At 41.3% G+C, this 20,210-nt stretch carries 20 protein-coding genes; 9 read left to right on the top strand and 11 right to left on the bottom strand.

Features of this window, described 5'->3' with window-relative positions:
- Window positions 1-33: 33 nt before the first annotated feature.
- The 3 genes from FTT74_RS02285 to FTT74_RS02275 form a co-directional block, all read right to left on the bottom strand.
- Window positions 34-1,554, bottom strand: coding sequence for a hypothetical protein (locus FTT74_RS02285; protein WP_179988506.1), 1,521 nt, complete (start codon window positions 1,552-1,554; stop codon window positions 34-36).
- 10 nt (window positions 1,555-1,564) lie between these two features.
- Window positions 1,565-1,744 carry a hypothetical protein gene (locus tag FTT74_RS02280; RefSeq protein ID WP_004975807.1) on the bottom strand — a complete coding sequence of 60 codons (180 nt, stop codon included), beginning with the start codon at window positions 1,742-1,744 and terminating at the stop codon, window positions 1,565-1,567.
- A 328-nt stretch (window positions 1,745-2,072) separates the two neighbouring features.
- Entirely contained in the window at window positions 2,073-2,237 is a 165-nt protein-coding gene (locus tag FTT74_RS02275; protein WP_019836107.1) for a hypothetical protein, read from the bottom strand.
- 374 nt (window positions 2,238-2,611) lie between these two features.
- Between FTT74_RS02275 and FTT74_RS02270 the strand changes: the two genes are divergently transcribed.
- Window positions 2,612-2,812, top strand: a complete 201-nt coding sequence (locus tag FTT74_RS02270; protein WP_004975809.1) for a dodecin family protein — start codon at window positions 2,612-2,614, stop codon at window positions 2,810-2,812.
- A gap of 172 nt (window positions 2,813-2,984) precedes the next feature.
- Here the strand turns inward: FTT74_RS02270 and FTT74_RS02265 are convergent, their stop codons facing one another.
- The gene (locus tag FTT74_RS02265) at window positions 2,985-3,686 is read right to left on the bottom strand and encodes a DsbA family protein (protein WP_004975810.1); all 702 of its coding nucleotides are present in this window, start codon (window positions 3,684-3,686) and stop codon (window positions 2,985-2,987) included.
- A gap of 253 nt (window positions 3,687-3,939) precedes the next feature.
- Here FTT74_RS02265 and FTT74_RS02260 point away from each other — a divergent pair, with 253 nt between their 5' ends.
- Both FTT74_RS02260 and FTT74_RS02255 read left to right on the top strand, forming a co-directional pair.
- Complete coding sequence (locus FTT74_RS02260; RefSeq protein ID WP_104852942.1) at window positions 3,940-4,689, top strand: hypothetical protein; 750 nt, start codon at window positions 3,940-3,942, stop codon at window positions 4,687-4,689.
- A 108-nt stretch (window positions 4,690-4,797) separates the two neighbouring features.
- Entirely contained in the window at window positions 4,798-5,070 is a 273-nt protein-coding gene (locus FTT74_RS02255) for a hypothetical protein (RefSeq protein ID WP_004975814.1), read from the top strand.
- Between the two features lie 145 nt (window positions 5,071-5,215).
- On the opposite strand, the gene fadA is transcribed toward FTT74_RS02255, so the two are convergent.
- Both fadA and fadB read right to left on the bottom strand, forming a co-directional pair.
- Window positions 5,216-6,388, bottom strand: a complete 1,173-nt coding sequence (gene fadA, locus FTT74_RS02250) for an acetyl-CoA C-acyltransferase FadA (RefSeq protein ID WP_004975824.1) — start codon at window positions 6,386-6,388, stop codon at window positions 5,216-5,218.
- 12 nt (window positions 6,389-6,400) lie between these two features.
- Window positions 6,401-8,554 carry a fatty acid oxidation complex subunit alpha FadB gene (fadB, locus tag FTT74_RS02245; RefSeq protein WP_179988505.1) on the bottom strand — a complete coding sequence of 718 codons (2,154 nt, stop codon included), beginning with the start codon at window positions 8,552-8,554 and terminating at the stop codon, window positions 6,401-6,403.
- A gap of 584 nt (window positions 8,555-9,138) precedes the next feature.
- On the opposite strand from fadB, the gene FTT74_RS02240 reads away from it, so the two are divergent.
- Together FTT74_RS02240 and FTT74_RS02235 are read left to right on the top strand one after the other, a co-directional pair.
- A complete protein-coding gene (locus FTT74_RS02240) occupies window positions 9,139-9,966 on the top strand; it encodes a hypothetical protein (protein WP_257221815.1) in 828 nt (275 codons plus the stop codon).
- 321 nt (window positions 9,967-10,287) lie between these two features.
- Window positions 10,288-10,704, top strand: a complete 417-nt coding sequence (locus tag FTT74_RS02235) for a PH domain-containing protein (protein WP_131260939.1) — start codon at window positions 10,288-10,290, stop codon at window positions 10,702-10,704.
- A gap of 91 nt (window positions 10,705-10,795) precedes the next feature.
- On the opposite strand, the gene FTT74_RS02230 is transcribed toward FTT74_RS02235, so the two are convergent.
- Window positions 10,796-11,860 carry an AAA family ATPase gene (locus FTT74_RS02230; RefSeq protein ID WP_179988504.1) on the bottom strand — a complete coding sequence of 355 codons (1,065 nt, stop codon included), beginning with the start codon at window positions 11,858-11,860 and terminating at the stop codon, window positions 10,796-10,798.
- A 185-nt stretch (window positions 11,861-12,045) separates the two neighbouring features.
- On the opposite strand from FTT74_RS02230, the gene uvrC reads away from it, so the two are divergent.
- The 3 genes from uvrC to pgsA all read left to right on the top strand — a co-directional run bounded on the left by uvrC (window position 12,046) and on the right by pgsA (window position 15,557).
- Window positions 12,046-13,845, top strand: coding sequence for an excinuclease ABC subunit UvrC (gene uvrC, locus FTT74_RS02225; RefSeq protein WP_004975832.1), 1,800 nt, complete (start codon window positions 12,046-12,048; stop codon window positions 13,843-13,845).
- A 224-nt stretch (window positions 13,846-14,069) separates the two neighbouring features.
- On the top strand, window positions 14,070-14,864 hold the full coding sequence (locus tag FTT74_RS02220; protein WP_154321121.1) for a thioesterase family protein: 795 nt from the start codon (window positions 14,070-14,072) through the stop codon (window positions 14,862-14,864).
- Between the two features lie 105 nt (window positions 14,865-14,969).
- Window positions 14,970-15,557, top strand: a complete 588-nt coding sequence (pgsA, locus tag FTT74_RS02215; RefSeq protein ID WP_004975835.1) for a CDP-diacylglycerol--glycerol-3-phosphate 3-phosphatidyltransferase — start codon at window positions 14,970-14,972, stop codon at window positions 15,555-15,557.
- Between the two features lie 49 nt (window positions 15,558-15,606).
- Here pgsA and FTT74_RS02210 read toward each other — a convergent pair whose 3' ends face one another.
- Window positions 15,607-17,409 (bottom strand): ABC transporter ATP-binding protein, encoded by a 1,803-nt coding sequence (locus FTT74_RS02210; protein ID WP_179988503.1) that lies wholly within the window; start codon window positions 17,407-17,409, stop codon window positions 15,607-15,609.
- Window positions 17,410-17,551: 142 nt separating this feature from the next.
- Here FTT74_RS02210 and FTT74_RS02205 point away from each other — a divergent pair, with 142 nt between their 5' ends.
- A complete protein-coding gene (locus FTT74_RS02205; protein WP_179988502.1) occupies window positions 17,552-18,169 on the top strand; it encodes an alpha-ketoglutarate-dependent dioxygenase AlkB in 618 nt (205 codons plus the stop codon).
- Between the two features lie 89 nt (window positions 18,170-18,258).
- Here FTT74_RS02205 and FTT74_RS02200 read toward each other — a convergent pair whose 3' ends face one another.
- The 3 genes from FTT74_RS02200 to FTT74_RS02190 form a co-directional block, all read right to left on the bottom strand.
- Window positions 18,259-19,041 (bottom strand): IclR family transcriptional regulator, encoded by a 783-nt coding sequence (locus tag FTT74_RS02200; protein WP_004975841.1) that lies wholly within the window; start codon window positions 19,039-19,041, stop codon window positions 18,259-18,261.
- Between the two features lie 150 nt (window positions 19,042-19,191).
- Complete coding sequence (ruvX, locus tag FTT74_RS02195) at window positions 19,192-19,635, bottom strand: Holliday junction resolvase RuvX (protein WP_104852952.1); 444 nt, start codon at window positions 19,633-19,635, stop codon at window positions 19,192-19,194.
- Window positions 19,628-20,182 (bottom strand): YqgE/AlgH family protein, encoded by a 555-nt coding sequence (locus tag FTT74_RS02190; protein WP_004975844.1) that lies wholly within the window; start codon window positions 20,180-20,182, stop codon window positions 19,628-19,630. Before FTT74_RS02190 ends, ruvX begins: the two co-directional genes overlap by 8 nt.
- Window positions 20,183-20,210 lie beyond the last annotated feature (28 nt).

Here is a 20,210-nt window from a genome sequence, read left to right as displayed (position 1 = left end):
TTGGCTACAAAATCATAATATAAACGGCAGTTTTTAGGCAGAAACCTCTTTTTCTTGATACATTTGAAGTGCTTGGCATAACTGCAAAGCATCAATCGGTTGCTGTAATTGGGAGATGACTTTTTGAATCATTTGCCAACTAATACCTTGTTGTCGATCTAATAAAATGTGCGGTATAGCTTGTTCAGTACGGGACAGTTGTAAGCGCTTTTGACCATGAATCACACGAATTTTTTGTCGTTCTTTCAGTAAAATCAAAGGGGTATGACTCTGTGCTTCACTTTCTTCAAACTGAATAAACTTAGTAGTTTGAATGTGCTGTATCGGAATGAAAGGAAAATAATGTTCTTGCTGCCACACGATTTGAGCATCATGACTATAGCATTGAAAAAGCTGATCGAAATCAAATAAATGTTCTTGTAATTTTTCCCAAGAAATTTCACGTATTGCTGCAATTTCATGTTCAAACTGTTGGCAAAAGTTTTGAGTCAAACGAATCGCTTGCATTTGATCTAATGCGCCAAGCAGTACCACATATTTAATAAAGCGTCCTTGCGTATTGGTTTGTTCTGCCAAATATACCGTACGCGCCAACACCTGTTGCTGATCTTCTTCGGGATCAGACAAATGCACCAATACATCGGCATATTGCGTGACTTCTAGCGCTTCAGGCAAAAAGACCCGATACAACTGTGCTGACTCATTTTGGCTAAGATTGAGCGCAGAAATGGGGCAACTATATTGGCTTAACAATAGATTATAAGCTGGGTTGACGCTTGGTTTTTGCGTGCCAGCCGTCATCTGGGCAGTATCTATTGTCGTTGCATCAGGCTGAGCTGTATTCAGTATTGCGTTGGAAATGATCGTTTGGTCTGCTGTCGGTTCAATTGTAAGTTCATCTTTAGCCACGTCCACAACTTGAGTATCAGACGAGGCAACTTCTTCTGTAGCGATGTGGTCTGTAATGAATTCAAATTGAATTGGCGAATCTACAGCTTTATTTTCTTCTGGGTCTACAGTGGCAAAAATTGGTTGAGTTTGTGCTGCTTCTGTCGTTACAGTTTGAGCAGCTTCTAGCACAGCAGCTTGTTTCAGTTCTGCATCGGTTTGAAGGCAGTGATACTGTTGCTGCTGTTCCAACATCCAGCGATAGACCTGCTCTAAATCTTGAAATTCGCTTAGCAGAGCAGTGCGGTCTGCAGCAGGAATTAACCAAATTTGCCAACCTGCTCTCGGTTGATACAAAATCGCCCAACCTGCTTCAGGCTGTTGATAAAGTGCTGTTTCAAGTGCTTCAAGTTGTGTAAATACGCCACGAAAAGATTGTGCATATAAACTTTGTTCTGCAAAAGTTACCGCAGTTTGAATTGGATTTTGTGAGGCTTTAAATGTGAGCAACTGTTTTTGAAAAATCGGTTTATCGCACAGCATAAAAATTTCTTTAATGCGTGCTTTGGCTTTGGCTGTTTCATACAGACTGAGTCTTTTATGCGTTAAAGCATCAATTAAGTCGCGTAATTCTTTAATCAACAGTGATTTTTCTAGTGTATTCATTGATGCATACTTAAATATGTTGTTGTGCTTTTTCCAAATAATCTGCCAAGACAATATTCAGAGCCAATTCAATCAATTTATATTCTGCCGATTGTGGTTGAGGATAGCGTTTGGCTAATTCGATTAAATGGCTGACCTCAATCGCTTGAGGTGGAATTTTTCTTTGTATAAGTGCTTGAAGTTGTTGCATAGGCATCTGCTATAGCAATGAAAACAAAATCACTTTAATTATATGGATTTAATTAAAAAATACATGCTAAAAATTGTCAGCTTTTGTGCTTTTTTAGACATTATTGACAAAAAATGCGCTTTTTATATGAAAAATAATCAAAAAAAATTAAATCGCAGTGCCAAAAAAGTATTAGCAATTGGGTAGAACACAGTTTTTAGATGTTGCATGGACGATTTAAAGCAAATTTAGCATTAGAAAAACAAACAGCAGCCTGCTTTAGACTGCTGTTTGGGGAGAGAAATGGGAGAGATTAATACAGCTAAAATTAGTGGATAAAACGCGTAACTTAAGCTGCCTTTTGCGAAGTTGGTTCATTTACAACAGCTTCAGATGCAGCCGATTCTGTATTCACTTTTTGAGTTGGAAAATCAGGTACATGCACAATTTGAGCAGATACATTTGCAGCAATTGCTAAAAGTGAAACCATCAAAACAGATTTAAACATATTCATGGGAATATCCATCCAAAGTGTTAATGTCTAGGCAGAAGAATAGACATCGTAGGGAGATCAAACGAAATAAAAAATTCACATGAATCATAACAAAGTTTAAAATTTACAAAATGATCATTTCGGCAATTATTTTAAAAATAGCAATATAAAACAATATATTAGAGTTTTAGCTCTAATTTTTTGTGTAGGCTTAAATGGTTGAGATGTCTGCAAAATTTGTATTTAGATAAGTCTGAAATGCGGGTGAATGGTGACAGTTTTTGACAGTGTGAAATCATGTAATGTTTTGGCTGTGATTGGTTAAACAGTCTAAAAATGCGGTTTTTTTAATCTATGATGGAATTCCAATAACGATAAAGGACAGTGAGAAAATCATGGCAATTGCAAAAGTAGTTGAAGTTAATTCAAGCAGTACAAAAAGTTTTGAAGACGCGATTCAGACTGGAATCGCTAAAGTGACAGAAACAATTAAAAATGTCCAAGGGGCGTGGATTAACGAACAAAAAGTGGTGGTTAAAGACAATCAAATCACGGAGTATCGGGTCAATTTAAAAATCAGCTTCTTGGTTGAATAACACCTCGCTTCATTAACGAAGCATAGTAAGATGACAACTAACCGAAGCATGGTTGCGGGGCAAAGCTGGAACTTTGACCCATTTTAAAAGCACAAAAAAATCCCGTAATGGGATTTTTTTGTACGTCTAATCAGCCGGAAGAACACTATTCAGCCTTGTCTGTATTTCAATCTTAAGCTTTAGGTTCAGATACATCGCATTGTTCTGCATCGCAGCTTGCTGCATCTTCAAGCTCTAGCTCGCTTGCTGTTTCAAGGGCTTTTTGCAGAACTTGCACAAAAACTTCGCGTGGCTGCGCACCTGCTAAAGCAATACGCTGATCAAATACGAAGAACGGTACGCCAGTGACGTTTAATTGTTCACGTGCAACTTCTTGGTCAAATTTTACAAAGTCGGCATATTCGTCAGAATCCAAAACATCATCCACTTCTACAGGGTTCAGCCCAATACGTGATGCAACATCTTCTAGTGTTTCACGCTCGCCAATTGCCAAACCTTGAGTCATATAGCTATAGAAAAAAGCTTCTTTGGCTTCGCTGCCCAAGCCTTTACTTTGCGCCAAATGCACCAAACGATGGGCATTAAAGGTATTGCCTGAATTGGCATTTTCCCATTGAAAGTCAATGCCTTCAGCTTTTGCCATTTCGGCAATATTACGCTGCATGTCTTCTACTTCGGCAAGGCTGCGCCCATATTTTTGTGCCAAACGCTCTGAATTGGACACTTCCTGACGCGGTGGCGCATCTGGATCGAGTTCAAAACTGTGCCAATGCACTTCTAATTCTACACCTGCTTCTTCAGCAGCAGCCTCTAAACGTTTTTTGCCGATATAGCAAAACGGGCAAACAATATCTGACCAAATATCAACGCGCATGAACAATCTCAAATTCTGTTTTTTACTAAGATGGGGATGTTACATAAAATTTAAAGCATAAAGCGATGCTAAACTTATTTTTGAGCATCTGGTCAAATAGCGTCATGGATACAGAATCATATAAAGGTATAAATGAATTGATTTATTTCACTATATTCTAATGGCTGCATTAGAAAATAAGCATAAAATGCTATACAAATGTGACAGGCTTCACGCTAAGATATTGCAAATATTAAAAAATAAGAGGGCACGCATGCGACGTATAGTGCTAATTATAGGATGTGCAACGCTGCTGATTTTTGGCGGGATGTTTTATCAATATCAACAGCAGCAAAAACAAGTCACTCAATTGCATGCTTATCAAAATGTGATTTATGAAAAAGCCGAACAAATTTTTGTACAGGCACAGGATTGGTCTAAGCCGATTCAAATTGACTTAAAAGATAATCGTTTAGATGGCGACTATCAAATTATGGCGAGTTTTGTCTTGAGTCACATGGTGCAAAGTGCCGAAGCGCGCAATAGCTATTTACGTGAATTAAAAGCCTTGAATTGGGATCAGTTTTTAGATCCTCAACGACTTGCTGCAGATAAAAAACAAGACTATGCCGATACCGAAGCCATGTTGGTGCAAGTACGTGCCATGGTAGAGCTGTATCAGGAACATTTAGAACAGCATGAAGCGATGGCTTTGGAGCAGATTGAGAATCTTGAAATCAATCATAATTTGCGCCGTCATTTAGCAGAATCTTTGCTAGAAAGCCGCCATAATGACCAAGGACACGCATTATTTGAATTGGAAAAGAAAAATTTGGGTAAGGCGTATGTGTTGTTTGCAATTTTAAAAAACAATAAATGGGAGCTCAAAAACAATACCTTCATGTTCTATGAAGATGCAGCCTTGAAAGAATTTAATGCGGTATATCAAGAGATGGTGCAGCTCAATACGCAAATGCAAGAGATCACTCAGCAGCATCAGCGGGCACTGGAAAGCAAGTTGTAAGGTCTGGCAAATCCTTACATCAAATTGTCAAAAGAATGTCATCTGCCGTTCAAATCTCTTGCCTAAACTGTGCCTGTTGATTTAATTGCTCAGCTAGGCAGGTCCAATATGAACAGCATTCAAGTCTTTGATGATATTCAACAACTGTATTTGCAATTCTTAGAAAATAAAAACTACCCGAAACTCGAAAATTTAAATAATTGGGGCAAGAACCGTTACTTCTTTAATCAGCACTTTCGTTTGGTTGAAGATTGGCATCAGACTGAACAAATTGTGATTGAATTTAATCAACAATATTATTGCTTGGATACAGGCAGCGCCCCAGACTTTATGGATAAAGAACGCTATATGACATGGTTGATGGGGGAGTTGTTGGTTTAAGCCGTGCAGGTAAATCACAACTGATCAGCCATCTAGTCTTCAAGATAACAATGCAAAAGAATAAAATTTAAAAATTAGAACAGCTCAAAACAACAAAATAAAAAATCCCCGCATGATGCGAGGATTTTTTTATTACGAAGACTTTTTACACACGCTCAATAATTGTCGCGATACCTTGACCAAGACCGATACACATGGTCGCAAGACCAATTTGCGTGTCTTGTTGTTCCATCACGTTCAATAACGTGGTGGTGATACGCGCACCTGAACAACCCAATGGGTGACCGAGTGCAATTGCACCACCGTTCAAGTTCACACGATCTTGCTGATCATAAATGCCTAAGCCTTTTAGAACAGATAGACCTTGTGCAGCAAACGCTTCGTTTAATTCAAAGGTTTGAATGTCTGCAATTGACAAGCCCGCACGTTTAAGTGCTTTTTGCGTTGCAGGTACTGGGCCATAACCCATGATTGCTGCATCACAGCCTGCAACGGCCATAGAGCGAATCACCGCACGTGGTTTCAAACCTAATGCTTGTGCACGTTCAGCAGACATAAGCAACATAGCAGAAGCACCATCAGACAATGCTGAAGATGTCGCCGCAGTTACGGTACCGCCTTTCGGATCAAATACAGGACGTAAAGCTTGGAATGCTTCAAGGTTAGCATCTGGACGAATCACTTCGTCGATGTCACATAGTTGTTTAAAGCCGTTTGCATCATGACCTTCAATGCCAATGATTTCGTTTTTAAAACGGCCTTCTTGCGTTGCAGCCCATGCACGACGGTGTGATTCCACACCAAAGGCATCTTGCTCTTCACGAGAAATACCGTTCATGCGACCCAACATTTCAGCAGTTAAGCCCATCATGTTTGAGGCTTTGGCATAGTGCTTCGATGCAGCAGGGTTGATGTCGATACCGTGCATCATGCCCACATGGCCCATGTGCTCTACACCACCAATGATGAAAATATCACCCTGATTGGTTGCAATTTGTGCCGCAGCGGTGTGGATCGCTTGCATTGAAGAACCACACAGACGGTTCACAGTTTGACCCGCTACTGTTTTTGGAAGATCAGCCAATAAAGCAATATTACGACCAATGTTCATACCTTGTTCTAGGGTTTGGTTAACACAGCCCCAGATCACATCTTCAACTTCGTTGACATCAAACTGGTTACGAGCAACTAAAGCACGAACCAATTCAGCCGATAGACTGTCAGCACGTACATTGCGGAACATACCGTTTTTGGTTTTACCCATTGCAGAACGTACGCCATCAACGATGACAACGTCACGTGGATTTAAAGTAGCCATTCACGTTGCTCCTTAACCGTAGAATTTTTTGTTGTTAGCAGCCATGTCACGCAACATTTGTGGCGCTTCATAAGCTTTTCCTAAGTGTGCATATTTGTCGCAAAGCGCAACGTATTCAGCAACACCTGTTTGGTCGATATAACGGCATGGGCCACCACGGAATGGAGGGAAACCTACACCCATAATCATCGCCATATCTGCTTCAGATGGTGTCGCCACGATGTTGTCTTCTAAGCAACGTACTGTTTCATTACAGAAAGCCAACATCATACGGTCAATGATTTCTTGTGCATCAAATTCGTGCTTTTCAGATGTTGCGACAGATGCTACAAGCTCATACGCAGTTGGGTCGACCACTTTGGCTTTCTTGCCTTTACGATCCAATTCATATTTGTAGAAACCTACGTCATTCTTTTGACCAAGACGTTTGTTTTCGTACATGACTTGGATTGAGCCTTTATAGTCTGGCTTCATGCGGTCTGGGAAACCTTCTGCCATGACTTCTGCACCGTGAACGCCCGTGTCGATACCAACAACATCCATCAGGTAAGCAGGACCCATTGGCCAGCCGAATTTTTCCATGACTTTGTCAACTTGCTGGAAGTCTGCGCCATCTTTAAGTAACAAGTCGAATGCACCAAAGTAAGGGAACAATACGCGGTTCACCAAGAAGCCTGGGCAGTCATTCACTACGATTGGTGTTTTACCCATTTTCTGAGCAAGCACCACAGTAGTCGCAATCGCTTCAGGTGAAGTTTTTTCACCACGAATCACTTCTACCAATGGCATCATGTGCACTGGGTTAAAGAAGTGCATGCCGACAAAGTTTTCTGGACGTTGTAGGTTTTCTGCCAAACGTGTAATCGAAATGGTTGATGTGTTTGACGCGATAATGGTGTTTTCACGTACTGATTTTTCAGTTTCAGCCAACACAATGCCTTTGACTTTCGGATTTTCAGTCACGGCTTCAATCACGATATCTACTTCTTTAAACTCGTCATAGCTTAAAGTTGGGCGGATACGTGCCAAAGTTTCACCCATTTTGGCAGGTGTCATTTTTTTACGTTCAACTTGCTTGGTCAGCAATTTGTTTGCTTCAGACATCCCCAATGCCAATTGTGGATTGCCAATGTCTTTCATGATAATTGGTGTGCCTTTGCTTGCCGCTTGGTAAGCAATACCACCACCCATGATACCCGCGCCGAGTACAGCCGCTTGGTTAACAGGATGCGCACCTTTTTCATATTTTTTCGAGGTCTTCTTCACCACTTGGTCGTTGATGAACAAACCAATCAATGCACCTGCTTGTGGCGTTACCGCAGCTTTAGCAAAGCCTTCCGCTTCCGCTTTGAGTGCGTCATTACGTGGCAAGCTTGCACCTGCTTGTAAAGAATCAAGCATGAGTTTTGGTGCAGGGTATTGTGCAGGATTCGCTTTGGCTAATACCGCACCTTTTGCAGTGTTGAACGCCATCATTTGTTCAAGTGGGTTCAATTTCACTGGGTCTAATTTTTCTTGGCGTTTTGCTTTCCAGTCCAAACGACCTGCAATGGCTTGTTTAACCAAATCAAGCGCAGCCGCTTGTAATTGATCTGCAGCAACTACAGCATCTACAGCACCGTCTTTAAGTGCAGCATCAGGACGTTTAGGGTTAGCCATTGCCATCCATTCAACCGCATTGTCGATACCAATAACGCGGCTTAAACGAACCGTACCACCAAAGCCTGGGAAAATACCGAGTTTGATTTCTGGTAAGCCCACCTGTGCTTGGTCTGACATGACACGGTAGTCACATACCAAACACATTTCAAAGCCACCGCCCAATGCCATACCATTGATTGCAGCAACTTTAGGAATTTCTAAATCTTCAAAAGCATTGAAGATGTCGTGAACAGGCAATGCCCAATCCACAATAGCTTGTTCGCCTTGAGCGAAGTTTGCGCCAAATTCGGTGATGTCTGCACCCACGATAAAGGTTGATTTTGCAGAAGTGACGATTAAACCTTTCACTTCATTGTTTGCTTTAACAGCCTCAATCGCAGCTTTAAAGTCTTCAATCGTTGCACGGTTAAATTTGTTGACCGACTCACCTTGTAAGTCAAAGCGGAATTCTGCAATTCCGTCCGAAAGCATTTGGACGGTAATGGCATTGCCAGCGTGGATCATGCCTGATCTCCTTTATTTTGGAGGACTTCTAAGTTGATGTTATGAAGCGTGTGCGATAGTCCTGCACACATATATGCCTCGCTAATCTTACGATAACTATATCGAAAAAAAATATAGCAAGTTGTATCAAGCCGTGACGCAAGGGTCATGATTTTTCTCATAGCACGGAATTGCTTTTTGACCCGATCTTAAAATCCTATGTTTAAAGCAAGATGAAAGTGATTGTTTTCTCTTTTATTTTTAATCAGGTTGTATTGTGTTTTTGATTTAGAAAAGCTTGATAAATAGATGTTATCAGTGGGTTGTTGTGGGCAGAAAAGTCAATCCCTTGTTTTGATTATAAGTTTTAAAGCATGAAGTCGGTAGATATGGGTAGTTTAGGCAGTGACTTGCAATGTGGTCTTTTATTTTTTGCTTAGCTCTACAGGCATTGGAAATGTAAGTCAGCAAGTTAAAGAAATAAACGAGCCTAAAAAGAATTATGGAATGAGATTTGGTAGGTAACAATCAAATTACATTTATTAAAGGAAATGTTAAATAAAAACTTTAATATTTAATGAGCAAAATTAAATAAGTGATAAAAAATGAAAAAACTATTCGCATTGAGTTTACTAGTATCATCGACATCCGTCTTAGCAGCTTTGCCTCCGTTTACATCCCAAAATCTAGAAGGATACAAGGGCATTCAAAGAGATAGTATGTCTCGCTTGAGGGTTAATCTAATAGTTTCTAGTAATAATGATGCTGGGGAGATTAATATTTCTAATTTCACTTTGTGTTCAGCAACTGCTTGTTGGAAAGCCGATGTTAATAAGTATGTACCTGTTGTAAATAGTAGTACCACGAGAGGGCAACTAGTCGCAGACGTATTAATTCCAAATAATGAACAAATTAGAGAAGTTTTCTTTGAACCGACTACAGGTAAACAATCAATTGAAGGGAATTTAAAGTTTAAAGAAACTGTAAAAATTGATCCTGAATATCAAGGACAGAACTTATATATTGTTTTAGATAAAACCAGTAAAGGAAATGGTGTATTGCGCTACTTTCCAGTAGCCAGTACTGCGTTACCTTTTAACCCTGAACTAAAATATTATCTAATTGATCCAAAGTTTAATCAGTCAATTAATCTGAATAGTAAAAGTACGATTACTTTTCCATCTAAATTCTTGGCTCAACCTCAACTATTTACTATCGCTGAGCATAACGTAGGTAAGAAATTTCCAATGCTTGATATATATCCTTATATCAAGGGAAGGAATAACCTTAAGATTAAGTTAGCCGAAGTAGATAAAGGTGCTAATACTAAAACAGGAAATCGGATAATAAAATTATTAAATTTTTCGGAGATAACTTCTACTGAAACTCGTTTAATTGAGGGATCTGATACTCCCAGTAGTGCCGCGCAATAAGTCTCTATGGCTGCGGCTGCTGCAACTTGTGCATCTACAATAGGCTCTAATTTAGCGAGTTATCGAAGCCTTGCGACAAGTACAGGGGTAGTAAAGATTTCAGCATGTGAACATATAGCCCCTAATATTTATACCGCTTTTATTAATTCAAAAGATAGTCGTATTAAGTATGACTTACCTGTATCTGTGGCTACTGAGTGCGTTTAAAAGCATCACAACGCCTTTCGGGGCGTTTTTTATGACATTTTTGAGAAATTTCAGCAACGTGCTTTAATTCCCGCCTACTTTTATGTATAGAATGAAGCAAATAGGGGAATTTTTATGCAAACGTTTCGTTCTAAAAAAGATTGGTGGGTTTTGGCTTTTGTGATTTGTATGTCTGGTCTATTGATTCAGTTATTGCTGACCATGTACGCCAAAGGCACGATGCCAGCATTTCCTGTGCACACAGGGGTGTATTTCATTACCATTTTTGTGTTGTGGTGGCCTGTGTTCAATACGCGCTATCAGGTCGATGCAGAACGCTTGCAGATCCGTTGCATGTTTTTAAAATGGGATATTCCACGCGACAGTATTCAAAAAATATCTAAAACCAATAATTCGGTAGCGTCACCTGCTTTGTCGCTGAAGCGTTTAAAAATTGATTATCTTCTAGCGGGGCAGCCAAAATTTGTATTGGTTTCACCTAAAGATCAGACCAAATTTAGTCAAGCCTTGGGAATGGAAATTACTGACTAATCCCTAGGCTTTTAAAGCAAAAAATAAGCATCAAAACTTTGAGGATGAGCAGAGCGGCATTCTCAAGATTCACGCAGCATAAGTCACGGGCTTATTCTATTTTGAGGTGCAATTGATTTGCACTGCAATCTACACATATTTCCGATTTTTCAGGATACTTTAAAAAATATAAAGCTAAAATGGGTTCAAGTTCAGTACGAATTTTACGCCCCAAATGCCGCGCGCCGTAACGAATATCATGCCCCTGATAAAAATAGGCTTTAGCTGCTGCAGTGAGTTCGACTTGGCGCTGTTGATGCTGCAGGCGATGGTTTAACTTTTCCAATTCAATTTCAACCAATTGCGGCAGGGCATCAGCAGATACCGCTTGATAATGCAAACTACGGTCAATCCGATTTAAAAATTCAGGGTCAAATTTACGCTGCATGACTTTTTCAATGATCCGTTGTGTGGGCATGCGTTTTAAGCACAGTTGTTGTACTTTTTGCGGTAACAGATTCAATTTATCTAAGTATTGTTGTGCGGCTTGAGCACCCACATTGCTGGTCATAAAAATCATGCAATTGCGAAAGTCGATGGTTTTGGTGCCTGCAGTCAGGGTCAGTTTGCCTGTATCTAGCACATTCATTAAGCCACGTATCACTTCGCTTGAGGCTTTTTCCAGTTCATCAAACAGCATAATGCCTGGGCGGGTGTGCGAACCTGCAATCGCAGTTTCATCAAATAAACTATGGCCTTCTTTAGAGCCGACATAGCCAGGAGGCGCGCCTGTGAGTGCAGCCGCATAGTGTTCCTGCGCCAAGGTATTCATATCAATGCGGCAGAAGGCATCGGGGCGACCATAAATGGCTTCGGCAATCAGGCGCACCGTTTCGGTCTTGCCAACACCTGTCGGGCCAAGCATTAAAGTCACTGAAAGTGGTCGCTCTGTGCTGGAGAAATCGGCCTTGACCACATACAGCATTTTTTCGATTTCATTCAGCGCTGCATCTTGTCCAATAATCCGTTGACGTAACAATTGCATGACTTGTGTAGGTTCAAAATGAAAGCGCGGCTTGCCAATCAAACGGTCTTTGGCGGATACATACTGATGTGTACTGATCGGCTGGGACGTTGCGGATTGAATGGTCGGTATGCCGTGTGGTGCGGTCGTCATCCTGCACTTTCCTTCTGCTGACAAGATGCCTGAGCATAGCAAATCTTGTGTTGCCGACTGATCGTTTTTAGCACTGAGCTGATCGTTTTAGTGGATAGATCATGCGCTATGCCACAGGATAAAGCTTGAAAAAATCAGATAAAGCAGCACATCATGTAAAGAATGTAGCAAGAATAGGATGACTCGTGAACCCAAACGCAGGTGAGCATATCGAGAAAATTTTGGCAAATATGACCCAATTGCCAGGGGTTTACCGTATGTTGGGTAAAGACGGGGAGTTGTTATATGTCGGCAAAGCCAAAAATTTAAAAAACCGAGTGTCGAGTTATTTTGTCAAAACCATCGAGCATCCTAAAACGCAGGCTTTAGTGGCGCGTATTTATGATATTGAAACTTTGGTGGTGCGTTCCGAAACTGAAGCGTTATTGCTTGAACAAAATCTGATTAAGCTGCATCGTCCACCGTACAATATTATGCTGCGCGATGATAAGTCCTATGTTTATATTTTTGTGTCGGCAGATCAGCCTTATCCGCGTATTGCCAGTGGACGCGGCAAAGGCAAGCATCAGATAGGCAAGTTTTTTGGGCCTTATCCGAGTGCGTACAATGCCCGCGATACTTTGGTGGTGTTACAAAAACTGTTTAATGTGCGGCAGTGTGAAAACAGTTATTTTGCTCAACGGCAGCGTCCGTGTTTGCAATATCAGATCAAACGCTGTTCGGCACCGTGTGTAGGATTGATTTCGCCCGAAGAATATAAAGAAGATGTTAATAATTCGATTCGATTTTTACAGGGCGATAGTAAAGAACTGAATCAGCAATTGATTGCCAAAATGGAAGCTGCAGCCGAAGCGTTGGAATTTGAAAAAGCAGTCTTTTACCGTGACCGTATGGCTTTGTTGCGTGATGTGCAGGCACAGCAAGCCATTTATAAACTCAAAGGCGAAGCCGATATTATCGCAATTGCTTATCAGGCAGGTGTGACCTGTGTGCAAATTATGCATGTGCGCAATGGCAAAATGCTGGGCGGTAAAAGCTATTTTCCTGATATGTTGGGCGATGATTTGGGGCAAATGTTGGCCGATTTTATTGCCAACTTTTACTTTCAGGTGGCCGATGAAATTCCAGCGGAATTGATTGTTAATGTGGAAGTGGCAGATTGCAAAGAGTTGGAACAAGCCTTACAGCAACACTTCGATAAAAAAATTCAAATTAAACATAAAGTGCGTGAAACCCGTGCCGAGTGGCAAGAATTGGCACAAATGAATGTGCAGCATGCCATTAAAGGTAAACTCGCCAATCACTTTGAATTAAATGAGCGTTTTCATCAGTTAGAGCAAGTGGTTGGACGCCCGATTGATCGGATTGAATGTTTTGATATTTCGCACACTATGGGCGAAGACACTGTGGCATCTTGCGTGGTATTTGACAGTGGTGGTATTCGCAAACGTGATTATCGACAATTTTCAATTCAGGATATTCAGGCTGGAGATGACTATGCTGCCATGCGCCAAGCTTTAACGCGCCGTTATAAAAAAGCCATGCTGCCCGATTTATTGCTGATTGATGGCGGTAAAGGGCAGTTGAATATGGCGATGGAGGTCATGCAGGAGTTAGGATTGGATGCCTTTATGATTGGGGTGTCCAAAGGCGAAGGACGCAAACCTGGTCTAGAAACGCTACATTTTACCGATGGCAGCAAAATTCAGCTGCCTGAAGATCATAAGGCGCTGCATTTGATTCAGCAGGTACGTGATGAAGCACACCGATTTGCAATTACCAAGCACCGTGCCAAGCGCGATAAAAAACGTGGCTCATCAATACTTGAAGTGATTCCGGGCTTAGGGCCAAAACGTCGTCGTGATTTACTCACCCATTTTGGTGGCATACAAGGTGTCCTGAAAGCTTCTGAAAAAGAGTTGACTTTAGTACCCGGACTGGGTGAAGTAATGGCGCGTACGATTTATAAAGTGCTGCATGAATGACTAAATTTCCTGCCTCATGCCTTATATTAGCTAAAAATCTTGCGAGATATATCTCTCACGTCGCAAACATAGACGAATTGTCAACAGACCCTATTTACTGCATAAAAAGCAGTATTTTCTACAAAGGTAAATAGCAAAAAAGTGCATTGACTCTGTCGTCATTGAACATTCACATCAGATCGAAACCCTGTAATATCAACCACAACATTGTTTAAGGAAAAGCTATGTCGTTGCTACAGACCTATCAAGCCATTGCCGAGCAAGAATGGATAGACATCCCGCTTGGGTGGTTACAGGGGCGCACTATTTATGGTGGATTGGTGGCAGGTTTGATGATGCAAAAAGCCCAGCTTTGTATTGCCGATCCGAAAAAGCGCTTGCTAAGCAGCAGTGTCACGTTTGTCGGACCTGTGCAACAAGGTCGGGCACGGCTCACGGCGGAAATTCTGCGTGAAGGCAAATCTGTGACCAGTGTCGAAGTTCGTTTATGGCAGGATGATGCAGTACAAAGCATTTTAATTGCTAGTTTTGGTGCGGCACGTGACTCCAGCATTGTGGTGCAACAAGAACGTACTGCGCCCAATTTTCCACCTGCAACGGAATTGCCTGTTACACAGCATCATCCTTTAGCACCTGAATGTTTTCAGCAGATGGATTTGGTTTGGTCTGAAGGACAATATCCGTTTACTGCTAGTCATAAACCTGATTTTGCAGGCTGGATGCGTTTTAACCCAAAACAGCATACGAATCGTGCCATGACCATTGCCGATTTGATGGTGGCTTTTGATATGTGGCCGCCTGGAGTACTGCCGATGTTTGAGCAGCTCGCTCCTGCCAGTTCACTGACTTGGCATGTGACCTATGTCAATCCTTTGCAAAATCAGCTGCAAGATTGGATGAAATATAAAGTTTTTACCGATCATGCTAGCGGTGGTTATGCCACAGAATATGCGCACTTATGGGATGATCAGGATCGGCTAATAGCGATTGCCCGACAGACCATCACCGTGTTTGCCTAGTGACACCTACTAGCATTTCGTATAAAGTGAAGCCTATTCACGATGACAAATCCTCAAAAAACTTGTGAATATGCAGCGTAAAGAGGGGAAACATTGGCGGTGTCTATGACAACAGGTCGTATCCTGAACATTCCAAATATATTAACTTTGGCTCGAATCGCCTTGATTCCTGTTTTTTTGTTGGTGGCGTATTGGCCGCCTGCAATGGGCGTAAATGGTTATGATGGTGGCATGACGCGTCATATTATTTTGACGTCTATTTTTGTGATTGCTGCTGTGACCGACTGGTTTGATGGCTATTTGGCGCGTACTTTGAATCAGACCTCTGCATTTGGGCGCTTTTTAGACCCTGTGGCCGATAAACTTATGGTCGCTGCGGCATTGATTGTTTTAGTGCAATGGCAACCGACTATTTCTATGGCTTTTGCCGCGATTGTAATTATTTCCCGTGAAATTACCGTATCTGCCTTACGAGAGTGGATGGCTGAACTCGGCGCACGTACCAGTGTGGCGGTGTCTACAGTGGGGAAATATAAAACAGCATTCCAAATGATTGCGATTTCAGTGTTCTTATTGAACTGGCAACCATTGGAAATGGTGGCTTATTTGTTGCTCTATACTGCTGTAATTCTAACGCTTTGGTCGATGTTTATTTATTTAAAAGCGGCATGGCCATATTTGAAACAACCTTAAATATCGTGATTCTTCATTAAAAAGTGCTTCTGATTGAAGCACTTTTTGATTAACTATGGGTTTCTTCCTCGGCATCATCCTCATAAGTTTTGGCAATTTTTTCAATATTTAAACTTTTTGCCATCGCATCAAAAATTTCTTTATAAACCCCATTTTGATGATAAAGCGCATCATGTTCGCCATGTTCCGCAATCCTGCCATCTTTCATGACATAGGTGTAATCGGCATCAATAATTTGCGATAAGCTATGTGAAATGATGATGACCGTACGCCCTTGTTTAATTTCATCGAGGCTTTGTTTGATTTGTTCGGTTGCAATGGCATCCAGACTAGCAGTCGGTTCATCTAAAAAAATAATAGGTGGATTTTTCAGGAACATACGTGCAAGGGCAATCCGTTGTTGTTGACCGCCTGAAAGCATGAGGGCATCTGCGTCATAAGCCTGAGGCAATTGCAAAATTTGTTCGTGAATAGAGGCTTTTTGGGCTGCCAGAATCACATCTTCCAAGCTTGCATCAGTTTTGCCATAACGAATATTTTCAAAAATAGAGCCTTGGAAAATATGATTTTTTTGTAAAACCAAGCCGATATGGTCACGCAAATATTGAGTGTCGATGTGGTTAATATCAATCCCATCGAGCTGAATTGTTCCCTGTTGTGGTTCATAGAATTTATCTAATAAACTGATCAGGGTAGATTTTCCTGCTCCCGACAATCCCACCAATGCGGTAATTTTATTGGGCTGAATCTGCATTTGAATGTCTTTGAGTGCATGATGTCCATTCGGATAAAAAAAGTTTACCTGTTGCAGATCAAACTGCCCTCGAATAACTGGTTTAAGCGTACCACTTGGCTCAATTTCATGCTCGGCTTCCAAAATTTGAAAGAAGCTTTCTGAATAGATCATTGCATCATTGACTTCATCATAAATACGATGCAATGAGCGAATTGGGGCAGAAACATTGCCAAACAGCAACACGTGATACATGATCATGCCGATGCTCATTTGTCTATCTAACACAAAATAAGCAGTTAAAATAATAATCAGCACCACGCCAATTTGTTCAATAAAGCTTTTTAAACCATCAAATAAAAAACTGGTTTGGCGGGTCTGCATTTGATTGTGGGTCAGTTTTTTCTGCAGGGTGAGTTGTTTTTCTGCTTCGATGCTTTCTCTGTTAAATGATTTAATCACGGTAATTGAGTTGATGATGCTGAGAATCCCTTGGCTTTTTTTCTCACGTCCATCACGTAAATTACGTCGCCAGCTTCCTAGTTTTTGTGCCTGTTGGTAGGTTAGCCAAAAATAAATAGGCACAATGAGTGTCGCGACCAAACCCACGTAAACATTGGCATAATACATTAAGCCCAAAGCCACAATTGCACTGGTAAAGAGTGGCAAAATATCAATAAAGAAAATTTGCACTAAGCGGGTGAGCGAACCAATGCCACGATCTATACGTGTTTGTAATTTACCTGCTTGGTTGTTGTCCTGATTAAAAAAGGCCAGTCGATAACGCAAAAATTTCTCAATAATGCCCTGTGCCAAATCTTGTGACACAAAAATGCGTAGTTTTTCACCATAAAACTTCTGTCCAAACTGCACAAAGGCATTGATGATTTCTTTACCCAGCAAAATGGCTGAAATGGTGCTTAAAATGTGCCAGCCTGCAGACAGACCTTGTCCTGCCTCAATTAAGGCGTTAATACGGTCAACAGCGTATTGTAAAGTTAGTGCATTGACTTGAGCTGTTAATGAGCCGATGAGCGTTAAAACTAAGGTAGCAATCACCAAGAGCTGATAAGGTCGAACGAAGGGACGCAATTTTTGAAATAAATGCCATAAATTCATAAGCTATTATTGTTATAAGAACGATGATTTTAAGTCTAAGGATGAACTTCACGACTCACAAGCCAAAAAGCTGTGTCATTTTGTGAGCAGTCCTGATCCTTGTTTTAGATTAAACAATAAGCTATTCAGCATAGGAATGACCATGAATCTAGAATTGTTTGCACCTGAGCGTTGTGACAACGTACTGCCTTATGACGGCATTGCGCAGGACTATGGTTTGGTGCTGAGTGCGGAGCATAGTGAGCGTTATTTACGGTATTTTCTGCAACATTTGGCATGGCAGCCTGATGAAGGTGTGCTCTTTGGTCAGTATTATCGGACACAGCGCCAAGTGGCATGGTATGGAGATGAGCAGTATCAATATCGTTATTCGGGAGCAGTTAAGCAGGCACAGCTATGGCGGCCTGCTTTGTGGCGATTGAAACAGCAAATTGAACAATGGGTCGGGCATCCCTTTAATTCATGTTTGGCCAATTTATATCAAGATGGTACGCAGGGCTTGGGTTGGCACAGTGATGATGAGCCGAATTTAGGCAGACACGCTGTCATTGCATCTTTGAGTTTGGGGGCAACCCGTAAATTTTGTTTTCAGCATAAACACCGCGCCAACAAGGTTGAGCTACTGTTGCACAGCGGTCAGTTGTTGGTCATGCGTGGCACGACACAACACTATTGGAAACATGCCTTAATGAAGTCCAATAAAATTATACAACCCAGAATTAATCTGACCTTTCGCTATTTTCACACGGCTATTGAATAAAACTTGATTTAGCACTCTAAATCCTTATTCAGGAATAAATTTTAATTGTATTTAAATTCAGTGCTTTAAGGTATCAGTAACCTAAATCTTTAAGTGAGTTCTATACTAAAACTGGTATTCAGTACTTCCACCTGTTTTTCAATTTGTTCTGCATTGTCCTGCAAAATTTCAATCAGTTTTTGCAAATTGACAAATTCAAAACGGTTTTTAGATGCCAGCAGCGTCAATGCATAAGGTGCATCTTTAGATGAAAAACGAATCGGTACAGATAAGCCTGCAATTTCTGCATCGAGTTCGCCGTTAGAAAAATAATAGCCTTGTTTTTTGATTTTGCGCATTTGCTGCAAAAAGTCATCTTCATCTTGTGCAAAATTGACTTGTGCCAATTCGTTAGAAAAACGTTGGTAATAGTCTAAAATTTTAGCTTTAGGCAGATGTGCCATAATAATTTTTGGCGATGAGCCGACATAAACAGGACGTGGGCAGCCGCGACCATAAGACAGCAAAGGCGTATCTTTAAAGATTTCGTGATGCACATCAATGCAGGAATCTTGATTGAGTTGGGTCAATAAACAGCAAAATTCTGTACGTTCCGCAATTTTTTTCATAAACGGAATACTGATGGTGACCAAAGGATCGGTCGTGCGAGAGATAAAATCCAATACCGCAATTTTTGGCCCAAGGGTGTAATCTCCCGATGTGCCACTCATGCGCTGCAACAACTCTGCTGAAACCAACTCTTTTAAATAGCGGTAACTGGTAGGCTTAGATAAACCAAGTTCCTCACTAATGGTATCTACATTAATGACAGGACGTGCGGTTGAAAATAAGTCTAAGACTGTGAGAATCTTGCCAAAGCTAGACAGTGCCATGCGGATTTACCCATTCACACCAAAAGGATGGTGTCACTTTATATCAAAAAATCGCCAGACCAATAGACTTTTTAAAGATGGTCTTAGGCATTCTAACGATCAATATCCCAATTCTTTCGTTTGTCGTTGTTATCTATTCAGAAACAGGATTTAAGGCTGAATGCCGTGAGGCTCACGATACCAGCTTTCAATCAATAGTGCTGCGGCAAGACTGTCGGCTGCGAGCTTTTTGCCACGCCCTTGGGCTTGATAATGATCAAGCTCATCACGTGCTTCACGTGTGGTTAGGCGTTCATCGACCATTAGGGTGTTGATATTGCTTTGATGGCGTAAGCGTCTGGCAAACTTACGTGCACGGGTAGACAGTTCCGACTCGCTATCATCCATATTTAAAGGTAAGCCCACTAGAAATAATTGTGGCTGATGTTGCTTGATAATTTTTAGCAAGTTTTCCCATTGCGGAATGCCATCTTTCATGGGAAAGAGGGCGAGAGGGGTCGCACTTTCAATCAGTGCCTGCCCCACAGCCATGCCCATTTTTTGCGTACCGAAGTCAAATGCCATAATGGTTTGGGCTTGTGTTGTTTCAGGCATGACCAATCTCTGAAGATAACCATGTTGGATCTACGCCCATTTTACGATAAGCGGCATCCCAACGGTCGTCATAAGGTAAATTGAAAATCAAGTCCATGTCCGATTCACAAATGAGCCAATCGCCACGGGCAATTTCTTGTTCCAGTTGCTGTTTGCCCCAACTGGCATAGCCCAAGGCAATTTGGTAACGTCCAACGCCTTCGTTGTGGGCAATTGCATCTAAAATATCTTTAGAGGTGGTGATACAGACATTTTCACCAACAGCGATAGATGAATGCCAAGTTGGCTGCCCTGTGTGTAAAACAAAACCTGCCTCAGGTCGTAATGGACCACCTTGTAGAACTTCGTGAGGATGCACATTATCTGCGTCTATATCTAAATCATTGAGTAATTCTTTGATTTGGATACCCGATGGACGGTTGATAATAATGCCTTGCGCACCGTCTTCATCATGACGTGCCAAATAGATGACGGTGTTTGCAAAAAACTCATCATTCATATCGGGCGGGGCTATGAGACAGCGATGCGTCAGATATTGTTTAGTCACCTAAGCAATTCTCCTTAATCTGAGGTGG

Origin of the sequence: Acinetobacter sp. YH01007, assembly GCF_013420425.1 — a bacterium.
In the GTDB taxonomy this organism is placed as follows: domain Bacteria; phylum Pseudomonadota; class Gammaproteobacteria; order Pseudomonadales; family Moraxellaceae; genus Acinetobacter; species Acinetobacter towneri.
The sequence above is the reverse complement of the archived record's forward strand: the minus strand, read 5'-3'. Positions and strand labels throughout refer to the sequence as shown.